Raw genomic sequence first — 18,505 nt, 5'->3', positions numbered from 1 at the left:
CGCCATGCTTTTGATCACAACAGCGATGGCGCAGGCGGAAACGGTGACAATCGCGGCGCTGGGCGACAGTCTGACGGCGGGATATGGATTGACGCAGTCAGATGGCTTTGTGCCGCAGCTTCAGGCATGGCTGGAAGAGCAGGGTGCGGATGTTGCTGTCATGAATGCTGGTGTTTCGGGCGATACAACAGCGGGCGGGCTGAGCCGGGTGGCCTGGACCCTGACCCCAGAGGTTGACGCGATGATTATCAGTCTGGGCGGTAATGATTACCTGCGCGGCCTTGATCCCGCCGTCAGCCGCGCCAACCTGGACGGAATTCTGTCCGCAGGACAAGAGGCCGGCGTTGATATGCTCTTGGTGGGTCTGTCGGTGGGGGCCAATTATGGCCCCGACTATAAGCAAGAGTTCGAAGCTATGTATGCAGAGCTTGCTACAAAATATGATGTCCCGCTTTATGCCGACTTTGCCGCTGGACTACGCGCGGAGGCCGGAACGCAGGACGGCATGACCGATTTTTTGCAGGCCGATGGTATACATCCCAATGCAGCGGGTGTTGCTGTGATCGTGGCCGCGATGGGGCCTGCGGTGCTCGACCTTATCGCGACAACAGAGTGACCGCATGCCCGGCCGCTTCTTTCTAACAGAGCAGATTGACGGGATCGCCGATCCGCCAAGATTGAATATTGCGCCGGGTGAGGATGTGGTCACACTGACATCGGACGGGGTGCGGCACATGCGGTGGGGTCTGATCCCTGTTGGACGCGTAAATGCGCGGGGGCGTCCGGTCATGGAGACCCTGATCAACGCCCGCTCTGAAACGGTCTTTGATAAATCCGCTTTTGCCGATGTTAAACGGGCGATTGTGCCTGCAAATGGCTGGTACGAATGGACGGGCGAGAGGCGACGTAAACAGCCGTGGCGGATCAGGCACAAAGATGGTGGCCTGCTCTATTTTGCAGCAATCTATGATGTATGGAATGGACCGGGCGGCGTGCAGGTTCATCAGGTTGCGACCGTAACCTGCCCGCCATCGGCGGATGTGCGCGACATCCATCACCGCATGGGTGTGATCCTGACCAAAAGCCAATGCGCACAGTGGCTTGAGGGTGATGATGCGAACGCCAAGCCTCTGATGAAACCGTTTCCCGACGGCCAGCTGATTGTAGAAAAGGCAGATGATGTGGACTGGGATGGCGCGGGACGATAGTCTCTCTGAGCAAACCAACAAATAGGGAGAAAAACATGTCAGTTGCGAAGGTCACCGAGATTATCTCGTCCTCAACAAAATCGTTCGACGATGCAGTTGAAAACGGGATCAAGCGGGCGTCAAAGACGCTCAAGGGCATCACCGGCGCATGGGTCGCAGATCAGAAGGTGACGGTGAAGGATGGCGAGGTCGACGAATACCGCGTTGTTCTTAAGGTCACGTTTGTTCTGAACTAACAAAAATGGGCGCCTGTCGTGGGCGCCCATTTCACAAAATGCTTTAACGATAAATCTGCCTTAGTCGGCGAGTGTCAGGTTCACAGCGCTCTCGCGCCCATCACGACCAGCTTCGATATCAAAGTTGACTTTCTGATCATCCTTGAGGCCGGTGAGGCCGGAGCGTTCGACAGCCGAGATGTGAACGAAAACGTCTTTGCTGCCGCCGTCGGGCGCGATAAAGCCGTAACCTTTGGTCGTGTTGAACCATTTGACAGTGCCTGAAGCCATGTCCTTGTTTCCTTATGTAGCCCGCTCGCGGGAGTGCAGCGGATTGGCTCGGTCAAACGTGATCGAAAGACTGGGCCGAGGAGGAAACAGTGGTCGATTAGTCAACGTTGCCGCGACATTATGGCACATTCGACGCCAAAATTCAAGGAAATCCGGGTATTGTTCGCGTTCGGCGTACAATGGATAGCGAGCGCGCGGAGTCCGCGCGCTACAGCCTTATTTTCTGCTCAGCTTAAGCGAGTGCGAGGTTTACTGCGCTCTCGCGGCCGTCGCGGCCAGCTTCGACGTCAAAAGTTACTTTTTGATCGTCCTGCAGGCCTGTGAGGCCCGAACGCTCAACAGCGGAGATATGAACGAATACGTCCTTAGAGCCGCCATCAGGTGCGATAAAGCCGAAGCCTTTTGTTGTGTTAAACCATTTCACGGTGCCAGTAGCCATCGTGTTTTTCCTTTAGTATCAATGCTGTCCGCGATATTGCGACAGCTTGGCTTCGTCAGTGTCAAGATCGAGAGACTGTAGCCGAAAGGGAAAACAGTGGTCGAGTTGTGTAACGTCTGCACAACCCATGTGAGGCCTAAACCCTTTAATTTCAAGTAAAAGTTTTATGAAGTCCCGCATCGGCGACAATTCGACGATGTCTAGTGAGCGGAATTCATGCGACTGTCCGACCACCTGTTATCGAAGAGGCAGCGTGATTCCATCGTGTAAATGAGGTAAAGTTTCGCCATGCTCGACCCACGTGACAGGCCAGCACAACAGGTGGAACCAATGGTTGCAGCCCTTGCGCGGCACGAGGTGGCCTGGGTGCTGGTCGGTTCGCAGGTCTTGGCTCTGCATGGTGCAGATCTGACCCCAAACGATCTTGATGTCTTGCCAGAGCTGTCCCCGCAGAACTTGCAGCGACTTGCGGCCTGCCTGACCGAGCTTGGCGCCGTTTCAGCTTACCTGGATGGTTGGGGTGGGGCGCGCGGCACACTGGATGCTTGTCGTGAATGGACACCAAAGCCAGCGACCGCCGAAAATCTGGATTGGCTAATGGTAACACCGCTGGGCATGCTCGATGTCGTGATTGCGTTTGCGACTGAACCATACGAACAGGCGATCCGTACGTCGCAACAGATGATGATTGGCACAACAAGTGTGGCTGTGTGCGATCCACGGCGCGTACTGGCATCCCTGGAAGGTCGAAATCGCTCCAAGGACAAAATTCGAAACGAAATCTATTCGGCGATGCGTGCGCGTTTTGGCCTGCCGCCACTGTAACTAGCCGGCCTTTTTTGCCAATATCCAATGCGCGGCAGCGATCACACCGGCCACAGAAAATGCACACAGCGCGTGCCAGCCAAAGTACCACATTTGCCCCGCCGCTGCGTCTTCGGCGTAGGATGCCGCAAAGCGGGTCTTGCCGGTCGTGGCGACCAGATACGCGAGAATCGCAAAGACGCTACAGCCAATGATCCGCCAAGACCCCGATAGCCGCAGTGTCACAACGGCCAGCATCGTGCCGATCACGGCCCCTGATACCAGCACTTGTGTTGCCCACTGCGGGTGCGCCCCTGCAAGGCGTGGAAGATCGACCAGATGGACTATCAGCGCGGCGACCCACGCTGATCCGATGGCCAGTCCCAGCTTCATTACCGCACAAACTTCTTGTGCTTCATCCGCTTGGGTTCCAGCGCGTCTGCACCCAGCCGTGACTTTTTGTCTTCTTCGTAGTCGGTGAAGGCCCCCTGAAACCACTCGACATGTGCGTCCCCTTCGAAGGCCAGGATATGCGTGCAGATCCGGTCGAGGAAGAAGCGGTCGTGGCTGATGACCACGGCGCAGCCTGCAAAGCTGACCAATGCGTCTTCGAGCGCGCGCAGCGTTTCAACGTCAAGGTCGTTGGTTGGCTCATCGAGCAGCAGTACGTTGCCGCCGGATTTCAGCAGTTTGGCCATATGCACCCGGTTGCGTTCACCGCCTGACAAAAGCCCCACTTTCTTTTGCTGGTCGCCGCCTTTGAAATTGAACGCCGAGCAGTAGGCGCGGGAGTTCATTGAGGCATCACCCAGTTCGATGATTTCAGCGCCGCCGCTGATTTCTTCCCAGACGGTCGTGTCGGGGTTAAGCGCGTCGCGCGATTGGTCGACGTAGGACAGTTTCACTGTGTCGCCATATTCCACGCTGCCTTCATCCGGTTCCGCTTGCCCGGTCAGCATGGAGAACAGTGTGGACTTACCGGCGCCATTGGGCCCGATGACACCGACAACGCCGCCGGGGGGCAGATCAAACGTCAGGTTTTCGATCAGAAGCTTGTCACCCATCGCCTTTTTCAGCCCGTCAACTTCGATCACCTTCGACCCCAAGCGTGGCCCGTTGGGGATGATGATCTGGGCGCGGCCCATTTTTTCCTTCTCGGACTGGTTGGCCAGATCGTTGTAGGCGCTGATCCGGGCTTTGGACTTGGCCTGTCGTGCTTTCGCCCCTTGCTGCATCCACTCCAATTCGCGTTGCAGCGTGCGTTGCTTGGATTTGTCGTCTTTCGCCTCCCGCTCCAGCCGTTTGGCCTTGGCTTCGAGCCAGCTGGAGTAGTTGCCTTCGTGGGGGATGCCGGACCCACGGTCCAGTTCAAGGATCCAGCCAGTGATCGCATCAAGGAAGTAACGGTCGTGGGTGACGATGAGGATCGTGCCCTTATAGTCGATCAGGTGCTGTTGCAGCCAGGCGATGGTTTCCGCATCGAGGTGGTTGGTCGGTTCATCCAGCAGCAGCATGTCGGGCGCGTCCAGCAGCAGTTGGCAGAGGGCCACACGCCGTTTCTCACCGCCCGAAAGCGTGGTCACATCGGCATCATCCGGTGGGCAGCGCAGCGCCTCCATGCTGATGTCGATTTGTGCATCAAGGTCCCAAAGGTTCTGGCTGTCGATCTGGTCTTGCAGTGCTGCCATCTCATCAGCGGTTTCTTCGGAATAGTTCATCGCCACTTCGTTGTAGCGGTCCAGAATTGCCTTTTTGTCGGCCACGCCCAGCATCACGTTTTCGCGCACGGTCAGATTGGGGTCCAGTTCCGGTTCCTGTGGCAGATAGCCGACGCGCGCGCCTTCGCCCGCCCATGCTTCGCCCGCGAAATCCTTGTCTTGACCTGCCATGATCCGCATCAGTGTGGACTTACCAGTGCCGTTCACGCCGACGACGCCGATTTTCACACCAGGCAGAAAGTTCAGTCGGATGTTTTCAAAGACCTTTTTCCCACCGGGATAGGTTTTGGACACACCGTCCATGAAATAGACGAATTGATTGGCAGCCATGCTGAACGCTCCGCGAAATGGTTATTTGGCCTTTAGATAGCCTTGGGCGTCCGTCGGGGCAATCGCAGAAGAGGTATAGTCGTCCAGCCATGCAAAAACGGCGTCAGCGGGCATGGGTTTGGCAATCAGAAAGCCCTGCATATTCGTACACCCCAGAGCTTGCAGACGTTCGGCCTGCGCGGCCGTTTCCACCCCTTCGGTGACCATGCGCAGGTCAAGGTCGTTGCACAGGCCGGTCAGGGTGCGATAGACGATTTCCATTGTGGGATCGGTCAGAATGCGCATGCCGATGGATTTATCGAATTTGACGCCCCTGATCGCCAGCTTGGCCAATTGCGCGATCCCGGCGTTGCCGCTGCCAAAATCATCCAGCACGGTGAAGATACCGTGCGAGTCCAACTCGGCAACCGTCTGCACAAAGGGTGTGGCGACAAGGTGATCTTCAAAAACGACGGTTTCCAGAACCTCGACGATAACGTCATCTGGCGTCAGGTTGCGGAACTCCAAACCTGACAGCAGCCTGTGGCAAAATTCAGGATGGGCCAAAAGCTCTGGCGAGGCGTTAAAACTGGTGAGCACGTCCGCGTGTCCTGATATGTTCAGCTGTCGTTTCATGTCGAGTGCGGCATTCATCGCCAGAAAGTCGAGATCCGCCATAACCCCAAGCGATTGAGCAAGAGGCAGCAATTCGTCCGGTTGTATCATGCCGTCGGTTGGGTGTTCCCATCTGACCAGAGTTTCCAACCCCCTGACGATGCCGTGATCGCGGGCCACGACAGGTTGAAAATGAAAGGTGAGGGCCTGCTTGCGGATTGTCTGCAAAAGCGCATCTTGCCGGTTTGACGCGCGGGTGTGGCGGCGATGCAGGTTTGCGTCATAGGCGGCGACGCGACCGCGTCCTGCACCCTTTGCGTCAAAAAGCGCGAAATCTGACTGCCCCAATAGGTCCTCTGCCGTCAAGTCAGCATCGTTTGATAGGGCCGCACCTATGCTGACTTTGCAATGCAGCACTGTGTTTTGCCATGTGATAGGTTGGTCGACGGCAATGCGCAGTGTCTCTGCTATTTTCGTGAGGTCGTTCAATGCATGCAGCCCGCAGCAAACAACGACGAATTCATCCCCGCCGATCCTGGCAACAAGATCAGTCTCGCGGATTTTGTGTCCAAGCCGTTTTGCGATGGCAACGAGGACGGCATCACCCGCAGAATGCCCGTACGTGTCATTGATGGATTTGAATTTATCAAGATCGACATGCAGCACGCCGACGGCGGTCTCGGTTTGTCGCGCGTTTTGCAGCGCTGAATCTAGGAATTGCGGCAACTGCGAACGGTTTGCCACGCCGGTAAGATCATCATGCGCCGCGATATGTGCCAATTCGCGGGTTGTCTCTTCAAGCTGCTGCTCTTTTTCGATCAGCGCAGTGACGTCGCGACTGACCACGATGCCAAAGCGCTGGCCGCTGGGTGTGGTATGAAAGGCTGTGTTGATCTGGTTCCAAAAGACGGTCCCGTCTTTGCGCATGTTTTCAACTAGCTCAAGGGTTTCAGCTCCGGATACAATCTCATCAAGGCGAAAAGCGGCGAGGTCTTGGGCAGAAGGGCGCGCTTCGGGACGCAGGGCAAAGCTGCGCGGGTTGTGGCCAATCATTTCAGACGCCTCGCGGCCCATCATCCGGCAATAGGCCGGATTTACCCACTGTACGATCCCGGACATATCCAGCACGCACAGCCCGTCATTGGCCTTCTGGCAGGCAAAGTGCGCAAATTTCTCATCATCAAGTTCTGCAATCGGTCCGGGTGTCATGGACGGCCGTTGGCGGGTACCCCGCGCCATGGCCAGACCGACAGCAACAATCAAGAGCAGGGCAATGATATCGAACAGGTGTGGCAACAGGCGTTTCGCATTCCGGCAAATCCAAATCACCAACAGTCATAATGATCAGGCCTTCGGGAACCGTTAACACCGCCAGAAAAGTAAGCGTCCGCTAGAGTGGGATGACCATGCCATCCTTGCCTAAGAACAGTGGCCCGTCCCAGTGTTTGCGCACCTCTGCCGTCCAGTGCAGATCGGTAAAGGCTGGGTCGCCATCGGGGACAAAATGATTGAGGGCCAGTTGTTTTGCACCCGCGTCCTGCGCAATCTTTCCGACATCTGCGGCGTCGGTATGGCTGCGCAAGATGTGGGTGCGCAGCCGTTCATCTCCGTTTGTCATCCGCGCGCAGAGCGCTTCGACACCATCGCGTAACATCGCCTCATGCACCAGAAGGTCAGCCCCTTTTGCAAAGGCTGCCATTTCATCCATGTAGGCGGTGTCACCCGACACAACGACCGCTTTGCCGCTGGCCTCAAACCGCAGTGCAAACGTGTCTTTGATCGGGGGGTGCACATTGCGCATCGTTCGTATCGTGATGTCGCCAAAGATGGTTTTGTCTTCGATGACACGGATGTCTGCCAGCGCATCGAAGTCGCAGCGCCCTTCGTCGCGCATCCGCAGGTCGATATCGAACCCCATGCTGTCCTGAAATCCGGCCCAATAGCGATCAAGACCCGGAGGCCCGATGACTGGGATCGTGCGGTTTAGTCCAGCAGTCCATGCGGTATGAAAATAAGGACCCAATTCGAGATAATGGTCAGAGTGCAAGTGCGTGATAACGATCAGGTCAATGTCGGTGAGTGGGACGCCCTGATCGCAAATGCCACGGGTCACGCCCAGACCTGCATCAATCAGGATCGTCTGCCCTGCCATTCGTAATAGCATCGCTGTTGGCATGTTTGATCCAGGTCTGATGGCAGGGCCACCCTTCACGCCCAACAGGGCCAGACTATCGGGCATCACCGTTTCCTTTGTTGCACGGGGCTGCCCTTAACTTTGCCCATCCTGTCGGAATGAGAAAGACCATTCAAAGATCAACTACTCCTAAATCACAGCCCGAGTTTTGACGCGGCTGAATACTCGCCGACGACCACGTTCATTTCGCCCGTCATCGCATTGGCACCGTTGAACATGATCGCCAGCTGTTCATCGTCCAAATCTCCCGTGGTCAGTGCCCGCTCGACGATCGGTTGCAGGGTTGCCCATCGCGCCAAAACGACCTCAAGCCCGGATGAAATGGTTTCGTTTCGCGGCGGAGCGATGCCGACACTTGCGTCGCCATTGTAAAGAATATTCAGTGACACATCGAACATTTCCGCAGCACCTGCCAATTCGGCGACAGCAGTTTCTGTGCTGAGGTTTTGCGCCGCCAAGCAGGTGTTCTTTGACATCCGTTGTGACAGCATCCGCTGGCGGCCCGCGATGTCGATGGCCAAGGCATCGGTCATCAGCAGTTCGGCTTGGTTGGAATATTGCGCAGAAATAATGCTGACGAGCAACTTGGCCATCTCAAGCAGTGGCGCGCTCTGTTCTGCGATCTCTACCACATCGTTTAGAGAACCTTCGCCTGCGGCAACCTTGTCTGCCAATGCTGCAACCGGCGTCCAAAGATTGTTCAGTCTTTCAATGCCGGCCAAAGTTCTCCCGCGCTCTTCTGACCCAATCACGCCAAGATCCGCGTTCCCAAATTCAAGGGCTTGTGTAATTGTTGCGAACTCCTGCGTTGCAGCGGTGAGCGTGGCAAGGCTTCGGTCTGGGTCGATCCCGGCCTGATAGTAACATGCTGCTGCAACCACGCGCTGACTAAGCATCCGTAGTTTTCCAGAGAGGTTGATACGTTCGCTACCGCCGACGTCCTCGACAAAGTTGGTTTGGACGATCACGGCCGTTCGCGTTGTTGAAAAGCTTTTGGCGGTTGCCGGTGCGGTAGCACCGAGCACCATCGCAACCATGATTGCCGCAGGCACAAAAAATTGACGGGTACCACTTTTCAAAGACTTACTCATTACTGTTATCCTTCGGCTGGTCGGCTATAAATCTGTCACTCAATAATGGCGCATTCCAACCATGGGTCGTGCTCGACGAAGTATTCGTTATGCACGTGCCCACCAACAGGTCAGTTTACGATACAACCCAGACGTAGCATTGCCCCAGCGTCATCCAAAGGATTCTGATTGTGCGGTCTGTACAAAAGTACAGTCTATACAGCGCATTAGACATATTCTGGCCACAATCTATGACTGCAAAAGAAAAAGGGCCCTACCACTGGCAGAGCCCTTTCGAACTGTTATGGCGATGATTTATTGGGGAATTTCGCCAGTGATGCCTTCGACATAGAAGTTCATACCGGCAAGGGTCCCATCGTCTGCGGTTTCACCATCCGCAAGCCATGCCGTGCCGTCCTGCTTGTTAATCGGACCGGTGAATGCGTGGTATTCGCCCGTCCGCAAACGCTCGATCATGTCCTCGGCTGATGCTTTTATCTCGGCGGGAACTGCGTCCGAGATTTCACCAATGGCCACCATTCCTGGGCCGATACCGTCCCAAGTATCGGTGCTTTCCCATGTGCCGTCGATCACCGCTTGCGTGCGGGCGATGTAGTAGGGTGCCCAGTCATCGATGATGGATGAAACGCGGGGGAATGGCCCGAATTCAGCCATGTCAGACGCCTGACCAAAGGTCACAACATTGCCAGCGGCCTGTGCGGCGGCTTGTGGTGCGGTTGAATCGGTGTGTTGCAGGATCACATCCGCGCCTTGTTCGATCAGCACGTTGGCCGCTTCGGCCTCTTTTGCAGGATCAAACCAAGTGTAGACCCAGATGATTTTGAATTCGACATCGGGGTTTACTTCAGCTGCATGCAGATAGGCCGAATTGATGCCCCGGATCACTTCGGGGATGGGGAACGATGCGATGTAGCCGACGATGTTGCTTTCGGTCATTTGCCCGGCGATGTGCCCCTGTACGGCGCGACCTTCGTAGAAACGGGCAGAGTATGTAGATACGTTGTCTGCACGCTTGTACCCTGTAGCGTGCTCAAAGCGTACATCGGGGAACTTTTCGGCGACCGCGATGGTCTGATCCATGTAGCCAAAGGATGTGGTGAAAATCAGGTCAGCACCTTGCAGCGCCATCTGTGTCATCACGCGTTCTGCGTCCGGCCCTTCGGGGACGCTTTCGACGAAGACGGTTTCAACCTGATCGCCAAATGCTTCCTCGACCGCAAGGCGGCCTTTGTCGTGTTCATAGGTCCAACCGCCGTCGCCGATTGGCCCGACGTAGACAAAACCAACCGTTGTTGGCTCGTGACCGTCAGCAGCGGCCCCTGTTGCAAGGCCAAGTGCGAGTGTTGCCCCGGCCAGAAGTGTTTTCATTGTCATAAGTTTCCCCTTGGTGGTCTTAGTGTCGCCTCAACGTGAGGCATGGAATGATTGGCCGAGTGATCCGGGCGCACGTCCGGCCCGCATAATAACCAGAACCACGATGGTGGCCAGATAGGGCGCCATAGAAAGATACTCGACCCCGATGGCGGCCCCGGCTGCTTGCAGGTTCAACTGCAAAACAGTCACCCCGCCAAACAAATAGGCACCCAGCAAAAGACGGCCCGGCCGCCAACTGGCAAAGACGACGATGGCCAGCGCAATCCAGCCGGCACCAGCGGTCATGCCTTCGGTCCATTGGGGGACGCGCACAAGGCTCAGATACGCCCCACCCAGCCCCGCACAGGCCCCGCCGAACATGATCGCCAGCATCCGCACCCTGACCACGTGGTACCCCAACGCGTGTGCTGCTTCGTGGTTTTCACCGACGGCGCGCAGGATCAGGCCCGCGCGGCTATATTTCATGAAAGCCCAAACGCCCGCCACGATGATCAGACCGACATAGACCACCGGATCATGTTGAAAGATGATCGGACCGATCACCGGAATGTCGCCCAGCAGGGGGATATGCCAGTCGGGAAATTCAGGCGCTTTAATCCCGATATAGCCTTGCCCCATCAGCGCCGAAAGGCCGAGGCCAAAGAGCGTCAGCGCCAGCCCCGTCGCCACTTGGTTCGAGAGCAGAAATTGCGTCAACAGGCCAAAGACCAGTGACAGAGTTGCACCGCCCACCGCAGCACCCAAAAAGCCCAACCAGGGCGAGGTGGTGCCAACGGCCACGACAAACCCGCAAACGGCCCCCGTGATCATCATCCCCTCAACACCAAGGTTCAGCACGCCCGCGCGTTCAACCACCAATTCGCCGATAGCCGCGAGCAAGATGGGGGTTGCCGCGACCATGAGCGAGGCGAGTAGCAGGATGGGGTTGATGGAAGAGAGGTCCATTACGCCACCTCTCCTTTGCCAAACCGGAACCGGTAGTTCGTCAGCACATCTACCGCCAGCAGGAAGAACAGCAGCATCCCTTGCAGGATCTGGATTGCTGCGATGGGCAGCCCTAGATTGGATTGCGCGATTTCCCCGCCAATATAGGTCAGTGCCATCAACCCACCTGCCAGCAGAATACCGACCGGATGCAACCGGCCCAGAAACGCAACGATTATCGCGGTAAACCCGTAGCCTACGTTGAAGTCGATACTGATTTGCCCGGCAGGTCCTGCCACTTCAAACAGGCCTGCCAGTCCGGCAAGTGCGCCGGAAATACCCATGCAGATCAAAACCAGCAGACCGGGGTTCACCCCGGCAAACCGTGCCGCCCGCGGGCTTTGCCCTGACAGCCGCACGTTGAAACCAAAGATGTGACGCGATAGCGCGATATAGGCCAGGATCACGGCGATGAAGGCTGTGACCACACCCCAATGCATGCCGCTGCCCGCGATAATTTCAAGGTTCGCGGCGCTGTCATATTGCGACAGGTTCCTGCTGCCCGGGAACCCCATGCCATCAGGGTTACGCAACGCGCCCAGCGCCATCGAGGCCAAGAGTTGTTCGGCCACGTAGACCAGCATGAGCGACACCAGAATTTCGTTGGTGCCAAACCGCACTTTGAGCAACCCCGGGATCATAGCCCAAAGCAGCCCGCCCAATGCGCCCGCGATGATCATCAGGGGGAAAATGATGAAACTTTCCATCGGGTAAAAGGCCAATCCAACCGCCGCCCCGACAATTGCGCCAACGATATACTGCCCCTCGGCCCCGATATTCCAAATCCCGGCGCGAAACCCAAACGACAGACCAATCGCGATCAGCACCAAAGGCGCGCCCTTGATCAGGAGTTGCGGGCGATAAAACCACGCAAATTCAGAAAACAACGGATCAAGAAAGATCGTGCGGATGGTCACCAGTGGGTCCTGCCCAAGCGCTGCAAACAGCAACCCGCCAAAGACCATCGTGAGAACAACGGCAACAACCGGGGTGGCAAAAGTCCATGCCCGTGACGGCTGTGGGCGCTTCTCAAGCATGATCATGCGCCGCCCTCCAACTTTCTATGTCCAATCAAACTTCCGCCGGAGGCATTCCTAGCCATCAACATGCGCCACCTCCATGTCATGAGCACCACCCAGCATCAGGCCGATGTCTTCGACGGTCAGTCCTTTGGCGGTGCGCGGAGCGGACAGCCGCCCTTCGTTTAAAGCCGCAAAACGGTCCGAAATTTCCATCAGCTCGTCTAGATCCTGACTGATCACGATCACGGCTGTGCCTTTGGCTGCCAGATCAAGCAGCGCCTGCCGGATCGCTGCCGCCGCAGAGGCATCCACACCCCATGTCGGCTGGTTCACAATCAGCACTTCGGGTGCTTGCATAATCTCGCGTCCGATCACGAATTTTTGTAGGTTTCCACCCGACAATGACCGCGCTGCGTTCTGCGGCCCGGGCGTGCGCACATCAAAGGCTGTAATTACACTTTCGGCGAATGCGCGCGCCTTGGCCCAATGCACGAACCCTTTGGTGGTAAACCCTTCGCGTGTTGTCGCTGTCAATACGGCATTTTCGGTCAGGCTCATATCGGGGGCGGCGGCGTGCCCCATCCGTTCTTCCGGGGCGGCCAGCAAACCAATCTTGCGCCGTGCGTTGGGGGACAGATGCCCAACCGGGTTGCCCTTGTAGGTGATCATCGCTTTCGCCGTCTTCATCTCGCCTGATAGCGCCGCCACCAGCTCATCCTGACCGTTGCCTGCAACGCCGCCGATGCCCAACACCTCGCCTTTGCGGACCTCCAGATTGATGTCGCGCAGGGGGGTGCCAAAGCGATGCGGTGCCATCGCGGCCAGCCCGCTAAGTGACAAGACAGTCTCGCCGGCGGGCTTGTCCGCCTTTTCCGGCACGTGCAGCTTGGTCCCCACCATCAGTTCGGCCATATCGCGGGCAGAGGTGGTGCGCGGATTGCAGCTGCCCACTACTTCGCCCAATCGCAATACAGTGGCGTTGTCGCAAAGCGCGCGGATCTCTTCGAGCTTGTGCGAAATATATAGGATCGCCGTCCCCTCCGCGCTGAGTTGGCGCAGGGTCTCGAACAGGATCGCCACCTCTTGCGGTGTCAGAACAGATGTCGGCTCATCCATGATCAGTAGCTTGGGATCTTGCAGCAGACAGCGGATGATTTCGACCCTTTGCCGTTCTCCTGCTGACAATTCGCCGACGATCCGGTCAGGGTCCAGCGGCAGCCCGTATTGATCCGACACCGACCGCACACGCGCCGCGATTTCGGCCTGTGGCGGCGGGTTTTCCATGCCAAGGGCGATATTCTCGGCCACATTCATCGCATCAAAGAGTGAAAAATGCTGAAATACCATTGCCACCCCGGCGGCCCGTGCGGCGCGGGGTTCGGGTGGCTGAAAGTTTTGCCCTTCCAGCAGCATCGTGCCGCTGTCGGGTTTGACCAGGCCGTAGATTGTTTTCACCAGCGTTGACTTGCCCGCCCCGTTTTCACCCAGAAGCGCATGCACCTCGCCACCTGCAATGTCGAAAGAGACGTCTTTGTTGGCGACCACGCCCGGGTAGGCTTTGGTCAGGCCAGACAGGCGCAAAAGCGGGGCGGTCATGCAGTGCGATCCTTTGTCTGGCTTGCATTGGGTCTGATCATTGCAGTTGCCACGCCCAATGCAATCGCAGAAGGGTGTTTTCCCAAGGTCGGATCACCGATTGGACACGCGATGCGCGAAATCTGCTCTGGCGCATGCCCCAATGCGGCGAGCCTGCTCTTGAAGCGCGCCCATTTCGTGGCTGACCCGATCAATCCGACCGAATGGAACCGGTGCTGAAGCAGCGCATGACAAAGGGCAAGGTCCAGCTCATGGCTATAGGTGAGGATCAGATGGGCGGCCTCCGGTGGGGCATGTTGCACCACGCGGGCAGGAGCAGCGGCGACCAGCGTGCTGATATGCGTATCTGGAAACCGATCCGCATGTGTGTCAACCCATGTGATCTCAAACTCTGGCACCGGCGCGATCACATGCACCAGTGCGCGACCAACATGGCCCGCGCCATAGATCCAGAGCGGGCGTGACTTTGGCAAATCCAGCTGATCTGTAACGTCCCATTGCAGGCTGACGGATCCGCCGCAGCATTGCCCCATCGCGGGGCCCAGCGGGATGCGCGCGGCATGGGTCGTCCGTCCGTCTTGCAGCATGCGGCGCGCCTCGGCCATCGCCTCCCATTCCAGTGTTCCACCTCCGATAGTCCCCGTGATCCTGTCCGCCCAAACCAGCATTTGCGTGCCTGCCTCGCGCGGGACGGATCCTGCGGTTTTGGTCACTGTGATGCGGATCGCGTCTGTCATGCGCGGGTGCGTCCGACGGCGCGCAGGACCTCTTCTGCCGTGGCAGGTGCCTGCAGGTCAGCGTAGTACGGCCCGCAGGCGCCGACGGCGTCCGACAGCGCCAGAAATGCGGATGTACCAAGCATAAATGGTGGCTCTCCCACCGCCTTGGACCGATAGATCGTCTGCGCAGGGTTCGGTGCGTCCCAAAGAACAACATTAAAAACATCGGGCCGGTCCGAGCAGGCCGGAATTTTATAGGTCGCGGGCGCATGGGTGCGCAAACGCCCCTGATCGTCCCAAACAAGTTCCTCGGTTGTCAGCCAGCCAACGCCCTGGACATAGCCGCCTTCAACCTGGCCGATATCAAGGGCGGGGTTCAGCGACGCGCCCGCGTCATGCAGGATATCTGTGCGCAGGATGCGGTTCTCACCGGTCAGAGTATCAATCACCACCTCGGTCACAGCGCAGCCTTGGGCAAAGTAAAAGAACGGTGTCCCGGCTCCCTTGATCCGGTCCCACGACAGGTCAGGTGTTTTATAGAACCCAGTGGCAGACAGGCTGACGCGGTTGAGGTACGCGGTCTGCGCGGCCTCGGCAAAGGTCAGCTCGGTTTTGCCGACCTGAACTTTGCCCTCTGCGAAAACGACGTCTTCCGTGCGCAACTGATGCAGCTCTGCCAGACAGGCGGCGATCCGGTCGCGGATGATATCGCAGGCGTTGGCCACGGCCATCCCGTTCAGATCCGATCCCGATGATGCGGCGGTGGCAGATGTGTTGGGCACCTTGCCGGTGTCTGTTGCGGTGATCTTCACTGCCGCCGCGCCAATGCCGAACCGATGGGCCGCGACCTGCGCGATCTTCTGAAACAGGCCTTGGCCCATCTCGGTCCCGCCGTGGTTCATATGTACAGAACCATCCTGATAGACGTGCACCAACGCACCTGCTTGGTTCAGGTGGGTCAGTGTGAAGGAGATCCCAAATTTGACCGGACTGAAGGCCAGCCCTTTCTTCAGGATCGACTGCCCTGCGTTCCAATCCGCAATTGCCGCGCGGCGCGCGCAATAGTCGGATGATGTCAGCAAAGCCTCGGTCATCTCATGCAGGATGAAATCCTTGACGGGCATGTGATAGGGGGTCGTCTGTATCGCCTGCTTGGGCGAATACTGCCCACCAAACCGGGTGCCGCGCCCCATCTTCTCATGTTCCGAAATACCTTCGGGCGGGCGCGCAGCGTGGGGGGCAGACAGCCCCCCTGCATCCGTTGCATCATAGTAATTGCGCTGGCGGATGGTCACCGGATCCAAGTTGAGCGTGGCGGCAATATGATCCATCACTCTTTCGATCCCCAGCACCCCTTGCGGGCCACCAAAGCCGCGGAAGGCGGTGGCGGATTGCGTGTTCGTTCTAAGCCGGTGGGATGTGATCCGGGCGGTCAGCAAATGGTAGGCATTATCGGCATGCAGCATCGCCCGGTCCGCCACTGGCAGGGACAGATCAAGCGCCCAGCCGCAGCGTGTCATCTGCGTGAAATCAACCCCGGTGACGCGGCCTTCGCCATCGAAGCCCACATCATAGCTGATCTGAAAATCATGCCGCTTGCCCGTGATCATCATATCGTCGTCACGGTCATAGCGCATTTTGCAAGGCTGCCCCGTCGCGCGGGCGGCCACTGCGCACCCCACGGCTAGTGCGTTGCCCTGGCTTTCCTTGCCACCAAAGCCGCCACCCATGCGCCGGACCTCGCAGCGGACGGCGTGCATCGGTACGCCCAGAGCATCGGCCACTTTGTGTTGAATTTCGGTGGGGTGTTGGGTGGAACTATGCACGACCATGTCCCCGCCTTCTTGCGGCAGGGCGAGTGCGGCCTGACCTTCAAGATAGAAATGCTCTTGCCCGCCCATCATGATCTTGCCTTGCAGGCGATGGGGTGCGCTTGCGAGCGCTTGATCGACGTCGCCCTTGGTCCAGATGCGCGGGCCGTCCTCAAAATGGCTGCCCGCTGCCATCGCCTGATCGATGGTCAGGATGGGTGCCTCTTCGCGGTACGTGATCTTGGCCAGCCGCGCGGCCTTGCGGGCGGCCAGATGGGTCTTTGCGACCACCAGAAAGAGCGGTTGGCCAAGGTAGTGGACATCACCGGTCGCCAGAAGCGGTTCGTCGTGAATGGATGGCGAGATGTCATTGCTGAAAGGCAGATCATCCGCCGTCAGCACAGCGACAACGCCCGCTGCATTTTGAACCGGACCGAGGTCCATTGCCGCGACCATGCCACGGGCGATTTCGGACGTCCCGAATGCCAGATGCAACGTGCCTGTCGGTGTTGGCAAGTCGTCGATATAGCGCGCAGCACCGGTCACATGCAGGGCTGCGGCATCATGGGGCAGGGGTTTGGCGACGCTCATGCGCGCACCTCCAGAACCGAGGTTGCCTGCCCTGACAGGTCGGCAAAATACCGGTGCAGCAGGTTGGCTGCGATTTCCAAGCGGTAGGCGGCACTGGCCCGCATATCGGTCATGGGCGTGTAGTCTTGGGCGAATTCCGCCGCCGCCACAGCGATCGTATCATCGGTCCAGGGTTGGCCGATCAAGGCGGCCTCAACCGCGCTAGCCCGGTGCGGTGTGCCCGCCATACCGCCAAAGGCAATCCGTGCATCTGCGACGGTGCCATCGGCCACTGTCAAATTGAAGCAGCCGCAGACTGCCGAGATATCTTGGTCAAAGCGCTTGGAGATTTTATAACACCGCAGGGCGGGTGCCGCACGCGGCAGTGTCACGCCAGTGACAAGTTCACCAGACGTGCGATCCTGTGTGCCATAGGCGATGAAGAACTCCTCCAGCGGGATATCACGGGTTGTTGTGCCGTGCCGCAGATGGAGCGTCGCCCCAAGTGCGATCAGCGCGGGCGGGTTGTCCCCAATGGGTGAGCCGTTGGCGATGTTGCCCCCGATGGTCGCGGCATTGCGCACCTGTTCTGATCCATAGCGGCGGATCATTTCAGCGTAGGACGGATGATCCTTCCGAATAGCGTCCAGCACTTCGGTCATTGTCACGGCGGCGCCGAAACGGATGGTATCATCTGTGACCGTCGTTGCGCGCAGTTCGGCACAGCGGTTCAGAAATGCGACCTGCGGCAAGTCACGCAGCTGCTTCGTGACCCAGAGGCCCACATCCGTCGCGCCCGCCACCAACGTTGCATCAGGGTTGGCGGCGTACCAATCAGCCAAATCGTCAAGTCTGTCGTGCGCGTAGGCTTGGCTATCAACCGCTGGCGGGGCGTCGTTCATCCAAGTAGGAATTGGCGCGTTTTCTGCTGCTTCTGCTGCACGCACGATCGGTGTATAGCCCGTGCAACGGCAGAGGTTCCCCGCAAGGATATCGTCGTGATCGGTCCGCCCCAGCAGGTGCCCTGTTGCCATTGATGCAATGAACCCTGGCGTGCAGAACCCACATTGGGATCCATGTTTTTCGATCATGGCCTGTTGCACGGGGTGTAGCGCGCCGTCTGGTCCGCTGATCCCTTCGACCGTTCGCACCGCTTTGCCATGTAGCTGTGGCAGAAAGAGGATGCAGGCGTTCAGCGCTTTGGCTCCATCCGCATCGGTCACCATCACCGTGCATGCCCCGCAGTCGCCTTCGTTGCAGCCTTCCTTGGTGCCGCACAACGCCCGGTCTTCGCGCAGCCAATCAAGCAGGGTGCGCGTTGGGTCCGCTTTCACCTGCACGGTTTCCCCGTTGAGAAGAAACGTGACGTCCATATTGTAAACCTGCCGCCTTACCCAAGCGTGAGAGGGTGGTCAGATGTCGATGCGGCGTAGACACCTGCCTCTTTTTCGTCCCTCATCAAATCGGGCGGCGCGGCGTTTGGCAAGGCTTTCTTATGAGGGCACCGCCCAAGACGATCTCAAATGCGTAAAGTTTGTGCGCCGT

At 58.0% G+C, this 18,505-nt stretch carries 18 protein-coding genes; 4 read left to right on the top strand and 14 right to left on the bottom strand.

Going from position 1 to position 18,505, the window contains the following annotated elements; translation table 11 throughout:
* Positions 1-4: 4 nt before the first annotated feature.
* From ACZ1G5_RS05050 to ACZ1G5_RS05040, 3 genes are read left to right on the top strand one after another with little or no spacing between them, the layout of a single operon-like run.
* Entirely contained in the window at positions 5-616 is a 612-nt protein-coding gene (locus ACZ1G5_RS05050) for an arylesterase (protein WP_472731812.1), read from the top strand.
* Positions 617-620: 4 nt separating this feature from the next.
* Positions 621-1,208: an SOS response-associated peptidase gene (locus tag ACZ1G5_RS05045; RefSeq protein WP_472731811.1), complete on the top strand. Its 588-nt coding sequence runs from the start codon at positions 621-623 to the stop codon at positions 1,206-1,208.
* 35 nt (positions 1,209-1,243) lie between these two features.
* Positions 1,244-1,444, top strand: a complete 201-nt coding sequence (locus ACZ1G5_RS05040) for a dodecin family protein (RefSeq protein WP_472731810.1) — start codon at positions 1,244-1,246, stop codon at positions 1,442-1,444.
* A 60-nt stretch (positions 1,445-1,504) separates the two neighbouring features.
* Here the strand turns inward: ACZ1G5_RS05040 and ACZ1G5_RS05035 are convergent, their stop codons facing one another.
* Both ACZ1G5_RS05035 and ACZ1G5_RS05030 read right to left on the bottom strand, forming a co-directional pair.
* Complete coding sequence (locus tag ACZ1G5_RS05035; protein ID WP_055291916.1) at positions 1,505-1,714, bottom strand: cold-shock protein; 210 nt, start codon at positions 1,712-1,714, stop codon at positions 1,505-1,507.
* A 232-nt stretch (positions 1,715-1,946) separates the two neighbouring features.
* Entirely contained in the window at positions 1,947-2,153 is a 207-nt protein-coding gene (locus tag ACZ1G5_RS05030; RefSeq protein ID WP_008231132.1) for a cold-shock protein, read from the bottom strand.
* A 330-nt stretch (positions 2,154-2,483) separates the two neighbouring features.
* Here ACZ1G5_RS05030 and ACZ1G5_RS05025 point away from each other — a divergent pair, with 330 nt between their 5' ends.
* Positions 2,484-2,978 carry a hypothetical protein gene (locus ACZ1G5_RS05025; RefSeq protein WP_472731809.1) on the top strand — a complete coding sequence of 165 codons (495 nt, stop codon included), beginning with the start codon at positions 2,484-2,486 and terminating at the stop codon, positions 2,976-2,978.
* Here the strand turns inward: ACZ1G5_RS05025 and ACZ1G5_RS05020 are convergent, their stop codons facing one another.
* The 12 genes from ACZ1G5_RS05020 to ACZ1G5_RS04965 form a co-directional block, all read right to left on the bottom strand.
* Entirely contained in the window at positions 2,979-3,350 is a 372-nt protein-coding gene (locus ACZ1G5_RS05020) for a hypothetical protein (RefSeq protein WP_472731808.1), read from the bottom strand.
* Entirely contained in the window at positions 3,350-5,005 is a 1,656-nt protein-coding gene (ettA, locus tag ACZ1G5_RS05015; protein ID WP_472731807.1) for an energy-dependent translational throttle protein EttA, read from the bottom strand. The genes ACZ1G5_RS05020 and ettA overlap by 1 nt, the downstream gene beginning before the upstream one ends.
* Before the next feature lie 21 nt (positions 5,006-5,026).
* Positions 5,027-6,895: a putative bifunctional diguanylate cyclase/phosphodiesterase gene (locus ACZ1G5_RS05010; RefSeq protein ID WP_472731806.1), complete on the bottom strand. Its 1,869-nt coding sequence runs from the start codon at positions 6,893-6,895 to the stop codon at positions 5,027-5,029.
* Between the two features lie 94 nt (positions 6,896-6,989).
* A complete protein-coding gene (locus tag ACZ1G5_RS05005; protein WP_472731805.1) occupies positions 6,990-7,838 on the bottom strand; it encodes an MBL fold metallo-hydrolase in 849 nt (282 codons plus the stop codon).
* Positions 7,839-7,927: 89 nt separating this feature from the next.
* Positions 7,928-8,884 (bottom strand): type IV pili methyl-accepting chemotaxis transducer N-terminal domain-containing protein, encoded by a 957-nt coding sequence (locus ACZ1G5_RS05000; RefSeq protein ID WP_472731804.1) that lies wholly within the window; start codon positions 8,882-8,884, stop codon positions 7,928-7,930.
* Positions 8,885-9,178: 294 nt separating this feature from the next.
* Positions 9,179-10,258 carry a BMP family ABC transporter substrate-binding protein gene (locus ACZ1G5_RS04995; protein WP_472731803.1) on the bottom strand — a complete coding sequence of 360 codons (1,080 nt, stop codon included), beginning with the start codon at positions 10,256-10,258 and terminating at the stop codon, positions 9,179-9,181.
* Between the two features lie 30 nt (positions 10,259-10,288).
* The gene (locus tag ACZ1G5_RS04990; RefSeq protein ID WP_472731802.1) at positions 10,289-11,203 is read right to left on the bottom strand and encodes an ABC transporter permease; all 915 of its coding nucleotides are present in this window, start codon (positions 11,201-11,203) and stop codon (positions 10,289-10,291) included.
* Complete coding sequence (locus tag ACZ1G5_RS04985) at positions 11,203-12,285, bottom strand: ABC transporter permease (protein WP_472731801.1); 1,083 nt, start codon at positions 12,283-12,285, stop codon at positions 11,203-11,205. The genes ACZ1G5_RS04990 and ACZ1G5_RS04985 overlap by 1 nt, the downstream gene beginning before the upstream one ends.
* Positions 12,286-12,336: 51 nt before the next feature.
* On the bottom strand, positions 12,337-13,860 hold the full coding sequence (locus tag ACZ1G5_RS04980; protein ID WP_472731800.1) for an ABC transporter ATP-binding protein: 1,524 nt from the start codon (positions 13,858-13,860) through the stop codon (positions 12,337-12,339).
* Positions 13,857-14,597 carry a xanthine dehydrogenase accessory protein XdhC gene (gene xdhC, locus ACZ1G5_RS04975; protein WP_472731799.1) on the bottom strand — a complete coding sequence of 247 codons (741 nt, stop codon included), beginning with the start codon at positions 14,595-14,597 and terminating at the stop codon, positions 13,857-13,859. Before xdhC ends, ACZ1G5_RS04980 begins: the two co-directional genes overlap by 4 nt.
* Positions 14,594-16,981, bottom strand: coding sequence for a xanthine dehydrogenase molybdopterin binding subunit (xdhB, locus tag ACZ1G5_RS04970; RefSeq protein WP_472731798.1), 2,388 nt, complete (start codon positions 16,979-16,981; stop codon positions 14,594-14,596). The genes xdhC and xdhB overlap by 4 nt, the downstream gene beginning before the upstream one ends.
* On the bottom strand, positions 16,978-18,333 hold the full coding sequence (locus ACZ1G5_RS04965; RefSeq protein ID WP_472731797.1) for a xanthine dehydrogenase small subunit: 1,356 nt from the start codon (positions 18,331-18,333) through the stop codon (positions 16,978-16,980). The genes xdhB and ACZ1G5_RS04965 overlap by 4 nt, the downstream gene beginning before the upstream one ends.
* Between the last annotated feature and the right edge of the window lie 172 nt (positions 18,334-18,505).

It is taken from the genome of Yoonia sp. JB2-21 (assembly GCF_055693545.1).
This window is presented reverse-complemented; position numbering and strand designations above follow the sequence as displayed.

What these genes read in the sequence shown, in the direction of transcription:
- ACZ1G5_RS05025 (WP_472731809.1), top strand. Translation starts at nt 2,484, where the DNA reads ATGGTTGCAGCCCTTGCGCGGCACGAGGTGGCCTGGGTGCTGGTCGGT.
- ACZ1G5_RS05040 (WP_472731810.1), top strand. Translation starts at nt 1,244, where the DNA reads ATGTCAGTTGCGAAGGTCACCGAGATTATCTCGTCCTCAACAAAATCG.
- ACZ1G5_RS05045 (WP_472731811.1), top strand. Translation starts at nt 621, where the DNA reads ATGCCCGGCCGCTTCTTTCTAACAGAGCAGATTGACGGGATCGCCGAT.
- ACZ1G5_RS05020 (WP_472731808.1), bottom strand. Translation starts at nt 3,350, where the DNA reads ATGAAGCTGGGACTGGCCATCGGATCAGCGTGGGTCGCCGCGCTGATA.
- ACZ1G5_RS05050 (WP_472731812.1), top strand. Translation starts at nt 5, where the DNA reads ATGCTTTTGATCACAACAGCGATGGCGCAGGCGGAAACGGTGACAATC.
- xdhC (WP_472731799.1), bottom strand. Translation starts at nt 14,597, where the DNA reads ATGACAGACGCGATCCGCATCACAGTGACCAAAACCGCAGGATCCGTC.
- ACZ1G5_RS04980 (WP_472731800.1), bottom strand. Translation starts at nt 13,860, where the DNA reads ATGACCGCCCCGCTTTTGCGCCTGTCTGGCCTGACCAAAGCCTACCCG.
- ACZ1G5_RS04995 (WP_472731803.1), bottom strand. Translation starts at nt 10,258, where the DNA reads ATGACAATGAAAACACTTCTGGCCGGGGCAACACTCGCACTTGGCCTT.
- ACZ1G5_RS05000 (WP_472731804.1), bottom strand. Translation starts at nt 8,884, where the DNA reads ATGAGTAAGTCTTTGAAAAGTGGTACCCGTCAATTTTTTGTGCCTGCG.
- ACZ1G5_RS05035 (WP_055291916.1), bottom strand. Translation starts at nt 1,714, where the DNA reads ATGGCTTCAGGCACTGTCAAATGGTTCAACACGACCAAAGGTTACGGC.
- xdhB (WP_472731798.1), bottom strand. Translation starts at nt 16,981, where the DNA reads ATGAGCGTCGCCAAACCCCTGCCCCATGATGCCGCAGCCCTGCATGTG.
- ACZ1G5_RS05005 (WP_472731805.1), bottom strand. Translation starts at nt 7,838, where the DNA reads ATGCCCGATAGTCTGGCCCTGTTGGGCGTGAAGGGTGGCCCTGCCATC.
- ACZ1G5_RS04985 (WP_472731801.1), bottom strand. Translation starts at nt 12,285, where the DNA reads ATGATCATGCTTGAGAAGCGCCCACAGCCGTCACGGGCATGGACTTTT.
- ACZ1G5_RS04990 (WP_472731802.1), bottom strand. Translation starts at nt 11,203, where the DNA reads ATGGACCTCTCTTCCATCAACCCCATCCTGCTACTCGCCTCGCTCATG.
- ACZ1G5_RS05030 (WP_008231132.1), bottom strand. Translation starts at nt 2,153, where the DNA reads ATGGCTACTGGCACCGTGAAATGGTTTAACACAACAAAAGGCTTCGGC.
- ACZ1G5_RS04965 (WP_472731797.1), bottom strand. Translation starts at nt 18,333, where the DNA reads ATGGACGTCACGTTTCTTCTCAACGGGGAAACCGTGCAGGTGAAAGCG.
- ettA (WP_472731807.1), bottom strand. Translation starts at nt 5,005, where the DNA reads ATGGCTGCCAATCAATTCGTCTATTTCATGGACGGTGTGTCCAAAACC.